Genomic DNA, 15,941 nt, shown 5'->3' with positions numbered 1-15,941 from the left:
GCCGTATCTATCATGAGACCGAAAGGAATACACAAGCCAAAAAATATATTAAGTGCTGGCATTTTCTCCACCTTCTTTCTGCTTCAACCACTGATAGACCGAAAGGCAGCATATGCCATACGCCAATCCTAAAGCGTAGCCTGCGAGGACATCAGAAGGAAAATGGACTCCAAGGGCGATTCGGCTCATCCCTATGAGCAGTACCAGAAACAGAAAGCCAGAGCGCACAGCCCATTTGAGTGATGTAGACTTTATTTCTTTAAGGATGAAATAGGCAACCATGCAAAAAAAGATCATTCCTACCATGGAATGCCCGCTAGGAAAACTGAAGCCCTGCGCTTCCACCAAGCTATGTTCTGGTCGATCTCTTTGAATGAAATTCTTTAGGGTCCTTTTTATAAGATCCCCTCCGGCTACTCCTATCGAAACGATTGCCATCGCCCAGTAGTCCTTCTTTATAAACCATAGAAATAGAACAAGTACCACACTGCCACAACCAATGAAAATGGATGATCCCAGGTAAGTGATTGTCTTAAAAAAAGGCAGCCAATATGTATTTGCCACACCGGTAAAAATCTTCGAAATATTATTGTCGAAGGATACTGTATTTCCTCGTTGCACTTCATTCATGAACAGAATGAATACAACTAAACAAATCAGTATGATGGCTACCCTTGTATACTTAATCATGATACATACTCCTTTATATACACCTTCACCTATTATCCGCTAGGTTTATGTTATACTATTTTTACAAATAATCCAATCTTTGGGAGGTTTTCGATGATTCATCAATTACTGGTTCTTCTTGAAGAGTCCTACGAGGAAATGGTATCAATCCGAAGACACCTTCACCAACATCCCGAGCTGTCCTTTCACGAAACGAAAACAGCTGCCTTTATCGCCAATTTTTATCGGGGTTTAGGAATCGATGTTCAAACCAACATCGGAGGGAATGGGGTAGTCGCAAGAGTTTATGGCAGAAAAGAAGGCAAGACCGTTGCCCTACGAGCCGACTTTGACGGTCTTCCTATCCAGGATGAAAAAGACGTTCCTTACAAGTCAACCGTCTCTGGTGTCATGCATGCATGTGGACATGATGGTCATACAGCAACTCTTCTCGTTCTAGCAAAAACCTTGCATACACTAAAAGATGAACTTGAAGGTGAATATGTCTTTATCCATCAACATGCGGAAGAATATGCTCCAGGAGGGGCTAAATCGATGATTGAAGCTGGATGTTTGGATGGAGTGGACGTCATTTTCGGAACCCATTTATGGGCTACAGCCCCAACCGGAACCCTTCAATATGCATACGGACCGTTAATGGCGGCAGCCGACCGTTTTGAAATATCGATACAAGGTAAAGGAGGACATGGAGCCCAGCCGCATAATACACGGGATGCCATTGTAACTGCCTCACAGCTAGTTGTCGCTTTACAGCAAATCGTCAGTCGGCGCATCAACCCGATTGATTCAGCCGTCGTCACCGTCGGTTCGTTCGTCGCCGATAATGCCTTTAACGTCATCGCTGACAAAGCAAAAATAGTTGGGACAGTCCGAACATTCAAAGAGGATGTCCGCTCTTTCATCAGTGCTGAAATAGAGAAAATCACCAAGGGTATTTGCCTTACCGCCGATTGCACCTATGACTATGCATTTCACCTAGGGTACCCTGCAGTTGTCACGCATGTAGAGGAAACTGCATTTCTTGTAGAGAGCTCCAGCTCCATCAAAGAAATTCACACTCTACAGGAAATAGAGCCTAGTATGACAGGGGAGGACTTCTCCTATTATTTACAGAAAGTTAAGGGAACATTCTTCTTCACGGGTGCCCAGCCTCTACAAGACCATACCTACCCACACCATCACCCACTATTCGATTTTGATGAAAAGGCGATGCTCATTGCAGCGAAAACCTTAGGCACTGCAGCGGTATCCTATCAAAGAAAGCAGCCAAGGAAAGTACAAGGAACCGTCGCCAAATAACAGCTAAGCCGTATCTTATGAATCTAAAAAAGGGAACACCTGCTAGCCAGGATGTTCCCTTTCATACTTTATCAAACAAAACCTACCCTGAATAAACACTTTCACATGTTCCAGCTATCGGTTCATAAAAACAGTGATTTTTAAATTGACCGGTAAAAGGTTGGTCATACCATGTTGGAGGGCACGCAGCAGATGGATTAAAGTACCAAAGAGCATATTTCGCTGGGTGCTCCCTCCAACTTTCCAAGTTCCTTTTTGCTAATCTTCTTTCAGCATCTCTCGCTCTTTGATAAAATACATTCCCTTTTTGGACGGCTTCAAAAGAATAATTCCCTCCTTGAACCTGATAGACGACTTCCGGGATTGTTCTAACATTTTTAAAGTCTAAACAATCTGCTACAGCACGATTCACTATGACATTCCCGACATATAACATCCCCTGGAGCCCTTCACCTTCGGCCTCTGCCCTCATCATCCTAGCCATTAAATCTACATCCGAACTTCGATACTGTACTCTTGGCATGTTTTCACCTCAAAATATAATATGAAATGAAGCCTATATTGATGACATTGCTTATCAAATAAGAATCCATATTTTTCATTAAAAACCTACAGTATCCATACCTTTTGCCAACCTTCATGGTTCATCACTAGTTTAAAAGCCGTATCCGATAGCAATTGATGGCCGTTTCCCCGAGCTGTTCCAGTAAATGATGATTGGCATATGCCCCTACGGCGGCCCCTAATCCCGGAACGAGCTGAAGCATTTTGACCACGTCAATATAATCGCGGTATTCTTGCTGAAAATCTTGCCAATTAATTTCAGGGTGATTGCCTGTATTCCAGTTTTGTATAACCCTTAAAGTATCCATTTTCTTTTCCTCGCTTGAAAAAGCCATCTGGAACACATGAAGAATGAACAATCGTTCTTCATATTGGTCTGGATCAAATCCGTACAACCGGGAAATTTCAAATAAAAGCTTCATCTTAATGCTCAAGAGAAGAGGGAAATCGCTCAATCCGACCAGTAGGCCAGCCGCTCCCGTCCCCACACCTTCAATAATCGCCGTTCTCCGATAGGTCGAAATCGTTTCTTTTACCCACTCTTCTTTTTGTTGGAGGGATAATAGCATGACATTCTTTTCTTTGGACATATATTTAGACCCTGATAAAACAGCCTCTACCATACCTCTAATACTCTCGGAAATAACTTTATGAACCTTTGCCGGGATATAACTGTTCACTTTGATTTGAGCTTTTTTAGAAGCCCGTTCAAACAGGCCTGACTTCTTGTCGACTTTCTTTTTCCATGAGGCGAGTTCAGATAGCGCCCTTTGTTCGTATTCGATGTTCCCCACCTCCATATTTCATGTATATACCCTCAAGTGTTATTTTAGTTTTAAATCCCACAAAAAAACGGAGCTGATTTTTCTTATCAAAAAATCAGCTCCGCAGTCAAAAGTTTTTAATTTTTTTCGTTGCATATCCTTTAAAACCTAGAATGAAAATGAACCCTAAGGCCAATACGGCTAAAGTGGACATCCATTCCCCTTTTACTAGAAGGGTCAAGGAAAAGATTAATGCCTCAAATAACAGGAAGTACGATATGAACTTGATGACTGCCACTTCCCTCATTTTTGCAGGCAATGGATATAAGGAAACCCAGACTTTCCATTCATGCACTTTCCATACCGGTAAAAGCTGAAGAGCCGTCATGAATAGGAATAAGAAAGTGACGATTAAATGGGCCCAGATGTTTGTAAACACCACCAGAATGAAAGACCCTATGACTGTCAGCCGTACACAGAGACCTACATAATCATTCGACCTCAGCAATGTTCTGGCATACAGGTAGTTGTAAGTGGATTTCTCTCCGTATGGAATGAAGGCCAATAACCCGTCCATCCATTTCCTTCGTGTAACCTTCCCCTTTAAATGAGGAACATCTGTGAACATATTAGCAATTCTGTAAAAGGCTGTCATCCTTTTGTTTTCAAGTTCAACCAAACGGTCCCACTTCAATACAAGGTTCCTGGTTGCATTGCGGTAATACAGATATAACCCAATCATTAAAATGAGGGTGACAAGTACATACAGGATATTCGCTTTCGAACAAACAAAGTAAAGCAACACGCCATTGAGTACAAAGCGGATGAGCGAGTCCCAAAGGCTCACGGAGACATCCTGGTATTTCAGCACCAGCCACCTCATGGACAAATTCAAATACTTCATTACGAGTAAAGCAATCAGAATGAACCCAAAATCCTTACCGCTTGCTCCCGTAACTTTTGCATACATTGGAATGAACACGACCAGCATGATCAATAGCAAAAATCCTTGCATGAACCAACTTAGTATCAGGGAATTTTTAAAGTAGCTTTTCAACTTCGTTTCAAGCGGCAGTAAAAATACGGTATCCGGTTCCTTTAAGAATGTATTGATAGGACTTCGTGTCACAAGGATGCCTAACACGACGGCCATGATAAGCTCAGCCGGAAAATCACTATCCAGTGTTTTCACCCAGTCACTGTAATAATAAGCCAGTCCGCCTAATACCATTACCATTACGAAAACGAGGTGGCCGTTAAAAATGTAGCGTAGGTATTTTTGCATTTCTTGGATGTAGAGAATATACCTTTCCTTCCAAAGGCCTTGGCTATTCATGGCCGTTCTCTTCCTTCGTCAGCTGGATATACAGATCGTCGAGCGTAGCTCCCGGCATCGAAAATTGTTCGCGGAGCTGTTCTAAATTCCCTTTTGCCCGTATTTCCCCATTATGTAAGATGATGAACGAATCGCAGTAGCGTTCCGCAGTCGCCAGGATATGGGTTGACATTAATATTCCCGCCCCACTCTCCTTCATCTTCTTCATCAAATCAAGTAAGGACTGAATGCCAAGCGGATCCAGACCTACAAATGGCTCATCGACTATATATAAGGACGGTTGGACCAAAAAGGCACACATGATCATGACTTTCTGTTTCATCCCTTTAGAAAAATGGGCCGGAAACCACTTCAATCTTTTTTCCATACGGAATTCCTTCAAAAGAGCGGTCATTCTCTCTTTATACACGGATTCTTCCATACCATGTGCCATGGCTGTCAGCTTCAAATGCTCTTCAAGCGTCAGCTCATCATATAAAATTGGTGTTTCTGGAACATATGTAAATTGTTTTCGGTATGTATCAGGATCTTGGGCAAGTGTCTTCCCATGAATGGAGACACTTCCGCCTTTGGGTTCCATGAGCCCGATGATGTGTTTAATCGTCGTACTCTTCCCGGCACCGTTGAGTCCGATTAATCCGACAAGTTCATTAGGTTGAATATCAAAACTTATTCCTTTTAATACGGGTGTCTTCGTGTATCCCCCGACCAGTTGCTTAATTTCCAATAAGGACATATAAACAATCCTTTCTATATATAAACGTTCTTTTTTCCATTTTACCAAATTCTCCTGTTTTAATATAGTCGGGTGTACTCATTTTATAATTACCTTAAATAACCAATTATATTTTTTCGATATTTCGGCCATCATAAGTAAGGAAGAAGGGGTTAGTCATTGCAAGTGATTCACATCATATTGTAAATGAGGTGTCAGTTAAAGACGTATAAAGCTGAATTGCCCAAAAGTTTCATTACAATTGATTCACAATCAAATTGTAGATGAGGTGTCAGTCAAAGACGTATAACTGAATTAAACCAGAAGCTTCAGTAAAATTATTTAAATCGTTTCGAGCAAGGAGATGGTTCTCTTGCACGTAAAAGCAGAAACATTCAATCATAATCGAATATGCTTTGTAAGTTGATTTAACTTTAAAGATATAGGAGATGGTTGCTTTGAATGGAGAATCTCTAAACAGATAACCAAAATTTTACTAAATTGTAGATGAGGTGTTTGTCGCAGAGAATTTAGATGCTAATGCGAATTTATAATTGAAGCAACTTCCCCCTTTTTCAAAGAAGCAGGGTGCAACGTTTAGTTGCATCCTGTTTTTATGTTTTTTTCTTTTCGTGGGGAAACAAGCTATGGTACGATTAACCAAAATAGAGAATGGAGTGTTTTATATGAGCGATTGCATTTTCTGCAAGATTATCGATGGAGATATTCCAAGTACGAAAGTATTTGAAAATGAACATGTGCTGGCGTTTCTTGATATCAGCCAAGTAACAAAAGGCCATACACTGGTAATCCCGAAAGTACATAAGGAAAACATTTATGAATTAACGCCCGAGATTGCACAGAATCTATTTGAAGTGGTACCGGAAATTTCCCGTGCCATGAAACAGGAATTTCAACCTGTCGGATTGAACATTTTAAACAATAACGGTGAAGCAGCTGGGCAGTCCGTTTTCCATTTCCATATGCACTTGATTCCACGACATGGTAAACACGATGGGTTCGGTGCCGTGTGGAAAACACATACGAGCGAGTATACACCCGAAGATTTAAAAGAAATTGCCGACTCCATTTCCCAGCATATTAAATAACCTCTTCCTAAGCATATGTTAAGGGAATGCCTGAATCAAAATAGGACCTTTACAAGAGGTCCTATTTTTCCAACCTTCCAAATCAATCGCACCTCATGGACTCCCACATTCATAATTCTAAATTTTCCTCCAATTTAAATTCATTTTCTGATAGGATATAAATAGTCTTACATACTTTCACACATTACAGTATAGGAGGAAAATACATTGAAACGTGCACGTAATTTTAACGCAGGGCCAGCTGCACTTCCCTTGGAAGTTTTGCAAAGAGCACAAAACGAATGGTTGAATATCGAGGATTCAGGCATGTCTGTCATGGAATTAAGCCATAGAAGCGCAGAATTCGAAAAGATTCACAATCATGCCATTCAAACATTGAAAGAACTTATGGAGATTCCTGAAAATTATGAAGTTCTTCTTTTACAAGGCGGAGCCAGCCTCCAATTTTCCATGATTCCTATGAACATCTTGAAAGATGGTAAACGTGCGGATTACGTCTTGACTGGTTCTTGGTCAGAAAAAGCTTTAAAGGAAGCGAAAAAGGTTGGGGAAACAGCAGTTGTTGCATCATCTAAAGATGATACATATACGTACATTCCAAAAGTTACAGATATTGAGATGAACGAAGATGCTGCCTATCTGCACATTACGAGTAATAATACCATTTACGGCACGCAATGGAATGAATTCCCTGCAACAGGAAACGTCCCACTAGTTGCTGATATGTCGAGTGATATCCTCAGTAGAAAAATTGATGTCAGTAAATTCGGCATCATTTATGCAGGTGCACAAAAAAACTTGGGGCCATCAGGTATTACCGTTGTCATTATCCGTAAAGACTTAATTACTGATAACGACAAGATTCCATCCATGCTTAATTATTCTATTCACTCAAAAAACAATTCATTATATAATACACCACCAACGTTGGCGATTTACTTGTTATCCCTTGTATTGGACTGGGCAAAAGAACAAGGCGGCGTAGAGAAAATCGCTGAGATCAATGCAGAAAAAGCTAAAGCTATATACGATATCATCGATAACAGCAATGGATTCTATAAAGGGCATGCCCTTTATGAAAGTCGTTCACATATGAATGTAACGTTCACCCTTCCAACGGAAGAAGCCGAAAAGCAGTTCCTAAAGGAAGTGAAAGAAGCTGGATTCGTAGGGCTTAATGGACATCGTTCTATCGGAGGCTGCAGGGCATCCATCTATAATGCCGTTCCTCTTTCCCATTGCCAAGAACTAGCGGCGTTCATGAAGAAATTCCAAGATGCATACATGGCAAAAGAAACTCAAACCCATTAATGAACTAGGTATTTTTGACTTCTAAAAGAATGGGTCCTATGATATAATATTTTAAACTTCTTGCAACAAGCAACAGTGCATTGTTGAAGAATTTATTAGTTGAGATGAGAATAGGAGAGATGAGTAAATGAAAACGAAAACCCTTGTGTCACTATCCCTATTAATTGGGATTGGAGCTGCACTACATTTTATTGTTCCTGGTTTCTTTTTAGGAATGAAGCCCGACATGATGTTGCTGATGATGTTTTTGGCCATTGTTCTGTATCCCGAGAAAAGGAATGTATTCATCGTCGCCTTGGCCGCAGGAGCCATTTCTGCCATGACTACGACATTCCCTGGAGGACAAATTCCCAATATCATCGACAAGTTTGTCACAGCCTTTTTGTTTTATCTTTTATTCATTGGTTTTAAGAAGTTTTCAACTTCCGTTATCAGCGTTTGTATTCTGACTGCCCTAGGAACCATCATTTCCGGTGCAATCTTCCTTGGTTCGGCTTATTATATCGTTTCCCTACCAGGACCTTTCGTTGTATTATTCGGAGCAGTTGTACTTCCTGCCGTACTGCTTAACACAGTCGCGATGGTCTTTATTTATCCAATTGTGAAAGGCATTGTACAAAAGACAAAGATACCCGTTCATGCTTAACCAGCAGGATTAACATACTTTAAAAAGCACCGGAATGAACCGGTGCTTTTTTTTCATCTACATATCAGATTATTCTTCCGTAATGATTCACCACTCACCCCAGGCCTACGCTCAATGGACCATTGCCCATATCAACCATATCAATAGCAGAAAGATACCCGGCACTCCCATCAAGAACGCATTAGACTGTAGTACCCGCTTAGAAGGATAGCTCCTTGGATACTTTGCCCTTACTAAAAAATACCCCATCCCGCACAAACCTATTAAGCCTAATAAAAATATCATTTTCATTATAAACCCACCCAACCCATCACAGAGCTGACAGCTTGTTTATATGATCTATATGCCTGATCTTCCCTTTATATGATTCTGGAAGATCTTCACGTTAGATTTAAATAAAGAAGTTTAAAAAAATATTTTTGTGATATAAGGATAAAATGGTAGATTCTCTTCCATAAGGAAGAAAATTATGGTATTTTGTTATCAATAGCATTTATATCTCTATATAACATAATTTCCAATTGATGTTTTTCCTAGCAGGGATTTAGACCATACTAAGCGAAATGAATATTATAAAATGAGGTGATTCTAAATGAAAGCAAAATCATTATTAATCGGCTTTTTAACTGGAACAGTTGTAGCAGGAGCAGCAACATTACTTTCTGCACCAACTTCGGGGAAAGACCTCCGTGGTCGGATTAAAACAAATTCCGATGAAATTAAAACAACCATTGAAGAATTAAAGGTTAAATTGTTAAACATCAAAGAGGATGCTATGGAAGCGACTCAAATCAGCAAAGAGACAGTAAAAACTTTCATATCCGATGTACAAGTCGTCATAGAGGATTGGAAACATAATATCGAACCAAATAAAACGGAGTTATTAAAGAATGTTCAAGAAATTGAAGACTCTTTAAAAGAGCTAGAAACAGCCATCCCGTCTCCCAAGAACTGAGGACAAATGTAATTCAGCAAAGTCGGTTCTCCATTTTTTCCATAAAATTACACGTTTTATTGGGAGGAAATGGAGAATTCCTTAGCAAATATTAAATTTTCTAAAAATTTTGCTAATATTCTCTTTATTAATTTTTATTTTATTGTCATAATAATATATACAGAATCTGATAAGTAGGTGAGCCCATAAGATGCAGAATAAAAATTATTCTATGAAAGAAGCAATGATATTCAGTCAACGAATCGCTCAATTAAGTAAAGCATTATGGAAATCGATTGAAAAAGACTGGCAACAATGGATTAAACCTCATGATTTAAATATTAATGAGCATCATATCCTATGGATTGCATATCATCTTAACGGCTCCTCCATTTCTGATGTTGCCAAATTCGGGGTCATGCATGTTTCTACTGCCTTTAACTTTTCGAAGAAATTAGAAGAACGTGGATTTTTGACATTTTCGAAAAAAGAGAATGATAAAAGGAATACGTATATTGAAATCACCGATGAAGGAGAAAAAGTCATACTTGATTTAATGGAGACATATGAACCAAGTAACAACTCCGCCTTTTCCGGAGCGATGCCCCTTCGTGAGCTTTACGGTAAGTTTCCCGAAATGATTGAGATGATGGCTGTGATCCGTAATATCTACGGGGAAGATTTCATGGAAATCTTCGAAAAATCCTTCTCTAACATCGACCGGGACTTTACTGACGTGGACGGCAAAATCACCAAAAAAAAGATAGAGAAAGAAACTGAGGCCGTTTAATCTCACATTTTAGACATTTCCTTCATGAAAGCTACATACATACCTTGTGAGAGGCAAGCCTCAATACATTCTTTTATAGTTGCTTTGGGATTTAAACTTTTTTCCAATTGACTAAAAAGCGGTCGAAAATTCATGTAACCTTCCGCTTTTTCTATTTCAAAACGTTTGCTCAACACATCACATGTTTCAATCAATTCTTCTGCCTCCTTCTCCGTGAAGTTTTTTTCCACAAAAAGATAATCCAATTTCGCCTCTGGATGATGAATCAACTTTAGTAGCAGTCGTTGATGAAAACGGAGTATTTCAATTTCTTCATTTAAACTTCTCATACCTATATAGTCCCCAATCAATCATTATTTAGCATACGCTCAATATCCTTTTTTATTTGTCCCCTTAGCTTCGGTATATCTGAGGGTAAGGCCACAGATCAGATACTTTAATCCTTCCTGATATTGTATAGAAACAAAATCCAAAAAACCTATTGCTTTTTCCATTCATTCATCGTAATGTATGTAAGTAAATTTAAAGGTCTATGGAGGCTGATTTCAACATGAATTCATGGAAAACAATTGACCTATCAAAACAGTATGGAAGCTGCAGGATATTTCATATAACAGTTTTCACTATATTGATGTCATTTGTTTTTATATATACATTATTTAGCGTCATTTCATCTCATGTCATTTTGTACGACGATCAAACGTTGGGATTTTTTACCCTCTTGCTTTTATTATATCCTGTTCACAAATTATTACACTACTTACCTATGAGATTAGTATGTAAAAATGTAAAAACTTGTTGGCGTCTTAAATGGGGGCTTATACTGACATGTAAAATTTATATGCACCATCCAATCCGAAAATATCTATACCTGATCACCTTGGTCCTTCCCTTCGTGTTCATTTCCTTTCTTTTAGTCGGATGTGCCATTATTTTTCCACATTACATTCATTATTTCGCCATTTTACTATCTCTGCATACAGGTTTATGTGTGTCGGATTTCATATATGCTAAGAACCTGTTAGGGTCACCCGGACGATCCTTCATTGAAGAGCATGGAGAAGGATATGATATTCTCGTCCAAAAATGAAGAATTGTCTCCTTCTGACATCTGCTAAGATTTTAAGGTATCTTTTTTCCTTATTATTTGGTATCGTATTTATACATGATGTTATGCAAGGAGGGATTTTTTTGATCTCGTTCTGGTTTATTATATTTGCTATTGTGATTCTTTATAATATTAATAGAATGACAAACTCTTTATGTATTCAAAAGGAAATCTCTGAAGAAAAGCAGCCTAAAGTATTTAGGACCATTAATGTTTTGATCACGATTCTGTTATTATCCTCCTATATTGAAATTTTGTATACGTAATGGAAAATCTTGCGTAAACAATGATAATAATCATTACATATCTACATTAATGTGGTATTTTGGCGCTTCTACTCACATAAAGAAAAAGGCGAAGCACGCTGCTTCGTCTTTTTGTCTTTTATTTATAACCAAGATGCGCCTATGATAACTAATAGGATGAAAAGAACGACTATTAGGGCAAAACCCCCACCAACTCCTCCAGACATTGATCTTCCTCCTCCCCATCTAAATAAATAATTTCATGCACACTCTTATATCCCGTTTAAAGGAATATTCTTCATCAGGTTGAAATACCATCTGTAAATTCCCACGAGCGGCTACTCTATCCTATTCATCTCCATTCCAAAAGGAGTGGGCGCTTTTCATATTAATATTGCATTTTGGCTACCAGTACGTTGCCCCAGCAATCATTAATAAAATGAATAAAACAACCAATAAAGCAAATCCACTGCCATATCGATTACCCATCATGCTACCTCCGTTGTTGTCTTCGATTTATCATATGTATGGGTTAAAAATATGGGTGGGCACATACCCAGTTTTATAAAAATTGTTAATGGTACATCAATATATTATTTTTTGTAAAACAACCAATATATGTTATAGTTGAAAATGTGGATATTCGAAGAAGAATAACAAAAAGAAACTTAAAAATTAGGAGTTGTTACTAAATGAAGAAGTTGGCATTATCCGTTGCTGTGGCTGCTGGATTGATCGGACTTACAGCATGCAATAGCGACAAAGAAGCGGTAGTAGAGTCGAAAGCCGGAGACATATCGAAAGAAGAGTTCTATAATGTGATGAAAGACAGATACGGTGATCAAGTTCTACAAGAAATGATTTACGAAAAAGTCCTATCCGATAAATATACGGTAACGGATAAAGAGGTTAAAGCTAAAGTAAAAGATCTTAAAGAACAAATGGGTGATAACTTCGAAACAGCTTTAAGTTCATCTGGATATAATAGTGAAGCCGATCTCAAGAAAGCACTGAAAATTGGCATGCTTCAAGAAAAAGCGGCCATCGCTGACATCAATGTGAAAGAAGCTGAAGTGAAAGAAGCTTACAAGAACTACAAACCAGACCTTAAAGCTAGACATATTCTTGTGAAAGACAAGAAAACAGCTGATGAAGTCAAAGCTAAGTTGGACAAAGGTGGAGACTTTGCTGCACTTGCTAAAGAATATTCCACAGACACAGGAACAGCTTCAAAAGGTGGAGATCTTGGTTGGTTCGGTACAGGTGAAATGGTTCCGGAATTCGAAGAAGCTGCAGCTAAGATGAAAAAAGACGAAATCTCAAAACCAGTCAAATCTGAATTCGGCTACCATGTTATCCAGTTACTCGATAAAAAAGAAAAAGAACCTTATGAAGACATGAAAAAGGAACTTGAGAATAAACTAAAAGTTGCTAAAATTGACCAAGCAAAAGTTCAAGGCATTTTAGATTCTGAAGTTAAAAAAGCAGACGTGAAGGTTAAGGACAAGGATCTAAAAGACTCCCTTAAATCCGATACGGCTACAGAAAAATAATAATAGGCACCAAAAAAAGCGAAAGGGACATTTATCTCCCTTTCGCTTTTTTTCTCTATGCTTCTTTACGTTTCTCTCTTTCCTCTCTCATCCGGTCTATATATTTCTGCCCTTCCTTTTCAATCCAGGCTTCATCTATCATGCGTTCTTTCCTCGCTGTCCAAATTGCCATGACGGCACTGACAATGATTCCAATAAACACGAACCATATCCAAATTGGCATGTCCATTCTCCTTTCAATATCTCCTATCGTTTTATAAGAGCATATGCAGGAGCAAAAAAAGTATGCCCCTTTCTCAGTAGAGAAAGGGGCATACTTTTTATTTAAAGGTTGGTTTATAGAATGAACGATTATCCAGAGCAAACACTCTTTCCGTAAATTCGCCCGGTTTCACTTTTTCAAGTGCCCGATCCATCATATTGATTTTTGCATCCATATTATCAATATAATGAAGGACCTCCGCTTCCCTTACCATTGGCGGTTTCGGGCTTCCCCATTCCGCTTTTCCATGGTGGCTCAAAACCAAATGTTTCAGGATCATAATTTCTTCTGTTTCAATGCCCAGTTCTTCTGCAGCCTTGCCGACTTCATTCACCATGATTGTGATATGGCCAAGAAGGTTCCCTTCAACCGTATAGACAGTCGAAACTGGACCGGATAATTCATGGACCTTTCCAAGATCGTGTAAAATGACCCCAGCGTATAAAAGATCCTTATCAAGAGATGGGTATAGGCTCGAAATAGCCTTGGCAAGCCCCAGCATGGAGACAACGTGGTAAGCAAGGCCCGACATGTACTCATGATGGTTTTTAGTGGCAGCAGGGAACGTTAGCAGTTCTCCCTGGTACTTCTTAACCAGGTGCCTTGTCACTCTCTGGATATTTGGATTTCTCATTTCGAAAATGAATTGGGTGATGGTTTCCATCATTTCTTCCTGACTTAGAGGTGCGGTTTGAATTAAATCGCCTTTTGACACACCATCAGCTTCCGTAGTAAGTCTAAGGTGTCGGATTTTCAATTGACTCCGCCCACGATAATTCTGGACCTCTCCCTGCACTTTCACCGTGGCCTCGGCGCTATAGGTTTTTTCGTCAGCCTCTGAAACATCCCAAAGCTTAGCCTCGATTTCACCGGTTTTGTCAGACAAAATAAGCGTCAAAAATGGTTTGCCGTTACTAGCAACCGCCTTTGTACTCGTTTTAATGTACATATATATATCTACTACTTCACCAATACCATAGTGAATGATCCCATTTTTCATGCGACTGCCCCCGTTCAATTAAATATCAACATTATAACATACCAAATTGGTTAGTGTGTTTAGTTTCGATTAAAGTATAGATAAGAAAACCAGGCTGGTTTGTACCAGCCTGGTTCCTAGACAATTCATTCAACAGTTGTTATTGGGGCAGTAAGAACACTTTGTCTGACCCTCAATCTGATAATATAAACAGCATGTCACCCTTTTATATGAATTCATGGATTCCGGGATCGTTTTTTCCCCAATGAACCGTTTAAATGGAGACCGCTTTTCGAAATTCAGCCACATTTCATTATCCAGCAACGTTTCGATGTCTTTTTCTACTCTTTCCTTGATGTCACATTGCTTCAGCAGCTCTGAATACATCCAGACTGTATATCCCCAAATATTTTCCCAAAGTATGAGTTTCGATACTTTAGCAGATTTTGAAAGAGGGTTAATGATATCCGAACCAAATCTTTTTAATACGGCCTGCAAAGCTTGTGTGCTTTCCTTATCTGAGACATCGCTCCACCCGGTTTCTTTGAGCCCGTACTTGGGAAACCATTGGTCATCCTCGGGGTCATCCAAGACCTCGATGTCAGAAAGGGTACCATTCCAAGTAAGACGATGTTTACTGATCATGTAAAGTTGTGCCGTAATAAAAAATGCATAACGCCTGAACCACATCGAAGCTGCAACCCTTGGGGTTTCTGCTCCGGACCGGATGATTGCATAACCAATCAGTTCTTCGATGTCATCCACGCTTCTTGGATTCCTTATCTCCTCATCAAAGGAAATCCGATACGTTTGTAGCTCTTCTTCGATTGAAGGAGATAACTTATGTATGGGACGGTATTTCTCTCTATCAGGTTGTTGTATTTCTATATTCATTTCATTCATGAATGATTTATTTATAATTGATTTTTCAGCATTGCCAATTGATAAAGACTGGGCGTTAATAGGCATTATACTACTCCCCTTTTAGTCTATTAATCCCAGTTTAATGAAAATGATTCTCAATGTCAATTCAAAAATAAAAACCTACGCATTCTTTTGCACTCAGATTAGTTGGTGGATCCCGACTTATCCGCCCACCTGTGATGTCAAAACCAAACGGCTACAGAGGAATCTTTAATATGCTAATTGAGAAGTGGCGAGAATCCTGCAGTATCTCCATGCGAATCATGATAGGCATAAATAAAAAACTCTCCGAAATATCCGGAGAGTTTTTTATCCAACAAGCACGTTGTTTGTACAATAACTAAGGGACTCGTCTCTTACTCTAATAAATAGGCCCTCATTGATAAACCGAATCAATCCCTCTGCAATGTTCCATGCATTGAGTTCGATTTGATAGAGCGTTTCCCGTTTATTCCGACCATGTAATTCCATGCTCAACACAGGAAGATCGGGATCTAACGCATGGCCCATCTCATGAGCAAAGATAATCCAGGCATATTCCTCAAACCTTTCCAACGAACCCAGTAAACGCTTCAATTGGATTTCCATATCTTTTTTATACAACGTGATGGTATGATTCGTAATCGAATACTTTCCCCCAACACATCGTCTATCAGGGAATTCATCCTCGATGAGTAACCGTAACGAAGAATCATATTGATTCAAGAGATCA

General features: G+C 39.2%; 22 protein-coding genes. 9 read left to right on the top strand and 13 right to left on the bottom strand.

What is annotated here, in order from left to right; genetic code table 11:
• Positions 1-48: 48 nt before the first annotated feature.
• Positions 49-690, bottom strand: coding sequence for a phosphatase PAP2 family protein (locus ACQKL5_RS05585; protein ID WP_427607058.1), 642 nt, complete (start codon positions 688-690; stop codon positions 49-51).
• Positions 691-783: 93 nt separating this feature from the next.
• On the opposite strand from ACQKL5_RS05585, the gene ACQKL5_RS05580 reads away from it, so the two are divergent.
• Positions 784-1,989, top strand: a complete 1,206-nt coding sequence (locus ACQKL5_RS05580; RefSeq protein ID WP_427607056.1) for a M20 family metallopeptidase — start codon at positions 784-786, stop codon at positions 1,987-1,989.
• An 82-nt stretch (positions 1,990-2,071) separates the two neighbouring features.
• Here ACQKL5_RS05580 and ACQKL5_RS05575 read toward each other — a convergent pair whose 3' ends face one another.
• From ACQKL5_RS05575 to ACQKL5_RS05560, 4 genes are all read right to left on the bottom strand, one after another.
• Complete coding sequence (locus tag ACQKL5_RS05575; RefSeq protein ID WP_427607055.1) at positions 2,072-2,512, bottom strand: cell wall hydrolase; 441 nt, start codon at positions 2,510-2,512, stop codon at positions 2,072-2,074.
• 127 nt (positions 2,513-2,639) lie between these two features.
• Positions 2,640-3,353, bottom strand: coding sequence for an EcsC family protein (locus ACQKL5_RS05570; RefSeq protein ID WP_427607053.1), 714 nt, complete (start codon positions 3,351-3,353; stop codon positions 2,640-2,642).
• Between the two features lie 91 nt (positions 3,354-3,444).
• Complete coding sequence (locus ACQKL5_RS05565) at positions 3,445-4,653, bottom strand: ABC transporter permease (RefSeq protein WP_427607051.1); 1,209 nt, start codon at positions 4,651-4,653, stop codon at positions 3,445-3,447.
• Positions 4,646-5,389: an ABC transporter ATP-binding protein gene (locus ACQKL5_RS05560; RefSeq protein WP_427607532.1), complete on the bottom strand. Its 744-nt coding sequence runs from the start codon at positions 5,387-5,389 to the stop codon at positions 4,646-4,648. Before ACQKL5_RS05560 ends, ACQKL5_RS05565 begins: the two co-directional genes overlap by 8 nt.
• Positions 5,390-6,054: 665 nt before the next feature.
• Here ACQKL5_RS05560 and ACQKL5_RS05555 point away from each other — a divergent pair.
• From ACQKL5_RS05555 to ACQKL5_RS05545, 3 genes are all read left to right on the top strand, one after another.
• On the top strand, positions 6,055-6,477 hold the full coding sequence (locus ACQKL5_RS05555; protein WP_427607050.1) for an HIT family protein: 423 nt from the start codon (positions 6,055-6,057) through the stop codon (positions 6,475-6,477).
• Positions 6,478-6,684: 207 nt separating this feature from the next.
• Complete coding sequence (serC, locus tag ACQKL5_RS05550) at positions 6,685-7,788, top strand: 3-phosphoserine/phosphohydroxythreonine transaminase (RefSeq protein ID WP_427607048.1); 1,104 nt, start codon at positions 6,685-6,687, stop codon at positions 7,786-7,788.
• Between the two features lie 127 nt (positions 7,789-7,915).
• A complete protein-coding gene (locus ACQKL5_RS05545) occupies positions 7,916-8,434 on the top strand; it encodes a tryptophan transporter (protein ID WP_427607047.1) in 519 nt (172 codons plus the stop codon).
• A 111-nt stretch (positions 8,435-8,545) separates the two neighbouring features.
• On the opposite strand, the gene ACQKL5_RS05540 is transcribed toward ACQKL5_RS05545, so the two are convergent.
• Positions 8,546-8,725 (bottom strand): hypothetical protein, encoded by a 180-nt coding sequence (locus ACQKL5_RS05540; protein ID WP_427607046.1) that lies wholly within the window; start codon positions 8,723-8,725, stop codon positions 8,546-8,548.
• Positions 8,726-9,026: 301 nt separating this feature from the next.
• Between ACQKL5_RS05540 and ACQKL5_RS05535 the strand changes: the two genes are divergently transcribed.
• Positions 9,027-9,389 (top strand): YtxH domain-containing protein, encoded by a 363-nt coding sequence (locus ACQKL5_RS05535; protein WP_427607044.1) that lies wholly within the window; start codon positions 9,027-9,029, stop codon positions 9,387-9,389.
• 190 nt (positions 9,390-9,579) lie between these two features.
• On the top strand, positions 9,580-10,158 hold the full coding sequence (locus tag ACQKL5_RS05530; RefSeq protein WP_427607042.1) for an HTH-type transcriptional regulator Hpr: 579 nt from the start codon (positions 9,580-9,582) through the stop codon (positions 10,156-10,158).
• A gap of 2 nt (positions 10,159-10,160) precedes the next feature.
• On the opposite strand, the gene ACQKL5_RS05525 is transcribed toward ACQKL5_RS05530, so the two are convergent.
• On the bottom strand, positions 10,161-10,487 hold the full coding sequence (locus ACQKL5_RS05525) for a DUF1878 family protein (protein WP_427607041.1): 327 nt from the start codon (positions 10,485-10,487) through the stop codon (positions 10,161-10,163).
• A gap of 203 nt (positions 10,488-10,690) precedes the next feature.
• On the opposite strand from ACQKL5_RS05525, the gene ACQKL5_RS05520 reads away from it, so the two are divergent.
• Both ACQKL5_RS05520 and ACQKL5_RS05515 read left to right on the top strand, forming a co-directional pair.
• Positions 10,691-11,248 (top strand): DUF3267 domain-containing protein, encoded by a 558-nt coding sequence (locus ACQKL5_RS05520; RefSeq protein WP_427607039.1) that lies wholly within the window; start codon positions 10,691-10,693, stop codon positions 11,246-11,248.
• 83 nt (positions 11,249-11,331) lie between these two features.
• Entirely contained in the window at positions 11,332-11,532 is a 201-nt protein-coding gene (locus tag ACQKL5_RS05515; RefSeq protein WP_427607531.1) for a hypothetical protein, read from the top strand.
• 122 nt (positions 11,533-11,654) lie between these two features.
• On the opposite strand, the gene ACQKL5_RS05510 is transcribed toward ACQKL5_RS05515, so the two are convergent.
• Positions 11,655-11,738, bottom strand: a complete 84-nt coding sequence (locus tag ACQKL5_RS05510) for a YjcZ family sporulation protein (protein WP_402868526.1) — start codon at positions 11,736-11,738, stop codon at positions 11,655-11,657.
• 178 nt (positions 11,739-11,916) lie between these two features.
• Positions 11,917-12,003 (bottom strand): YjcZ family sporulation protein, encoded by an 87-nt coding sequence (locus tag ACQKL5_RS05505; protein WP_427607529.1) that lies wholly within the window; start codon positions 12,001-12,003, stop codon positions 11,917-11,919.
• A gap of 200 nt (positions 12,004-12,203) precedes the next feature.
• Between ACQKL5_RS05505 and ACQKL5_RS05500 the strand changes: the two genes are divergently transcribed.
• Positions 12,204-13,064 carry a peptidylprolyl isomerase gene (locus ACQKL5_RS05500; protein WP_427607037.1) on the top strand — a complete coding sequence of 287 codons (861 nt, stop codon included), beginning with the start codon at positions 12,204-12,206 and terminating at the stop codon, positions 13,062-13,064.
• Positions 13,065-13,119: 55 nt separating this feature from the next.
• On the opposite strand, the gene ACQKL5_RS05495 is transcribed toward ACQKL5_RS05500, so the two are convergent.
• The 4 genes from ACQKL5_RS05495 to ACQKL5_RS05480 form a co-directional block, all read right to left on the bottom strand.
• Positions 13,120-13,287, bottom strand: a complete 168-nt coding sequence (locus tag ACQKL5_RS05495; protein WP_402964091.1) for a sporulation YhaL family protein — start codon at positions 13,285-13,287, stop codon at positions 13,120-13,122.
• 97 nt (positions 13,288-13,384) lie between these two features.
• Entirely contained in the window at positions 13,385-14,326 is a 942-nt protein-coding gene (yhaM, locus tag ACQKL5_RS05490; protein ID WP_427607036.1) for a 3'-5' exoribonuclease YhaM, read from the bottom strand.
• 129 nt (positions 14,327-14,455) lie between these two features.
• Positions 14,456-15,274: a (2Fe-2S)-binding protein gene (locus ACQKL5_RS05485; RefSeq protein WP_427607035.1), complete on the bottom strand. Its 819-nt coding sequence runs from the start codon at positions 15,272-15,274 to the stop codon at positions 14,456-14,458.
• A gap of 264 nt (positions 15,275-15,538) precedes the next feature.
• Positions 15,539-15,934 carry a hypothetical protein gene (locus ACQKL5_RS05480; RefSeq protein ID WP_427607033.1) on the bottom strand — a complete coding sequence of 132 codons (396 nt, stop codon included), beginning with the start codon at positions 15,932-15,934 and terminating at the stop codon, positions 15,539-15,541.
• Positions 15,935-15,941: the final 7 nt, after the last annotated feature.

This window comes from Peribacillus sp. NPDC097675 (assembly GCF_050277655.1).
GTDB lineage: Bacteria > Bacillota > Bacilli > Bacillales > DSM-1321 > Peribacillus.
Note: the sequence above shows the minus strand (reverse complement) of the source record. Positions and strands in the feature narration are given on the sequence as shown.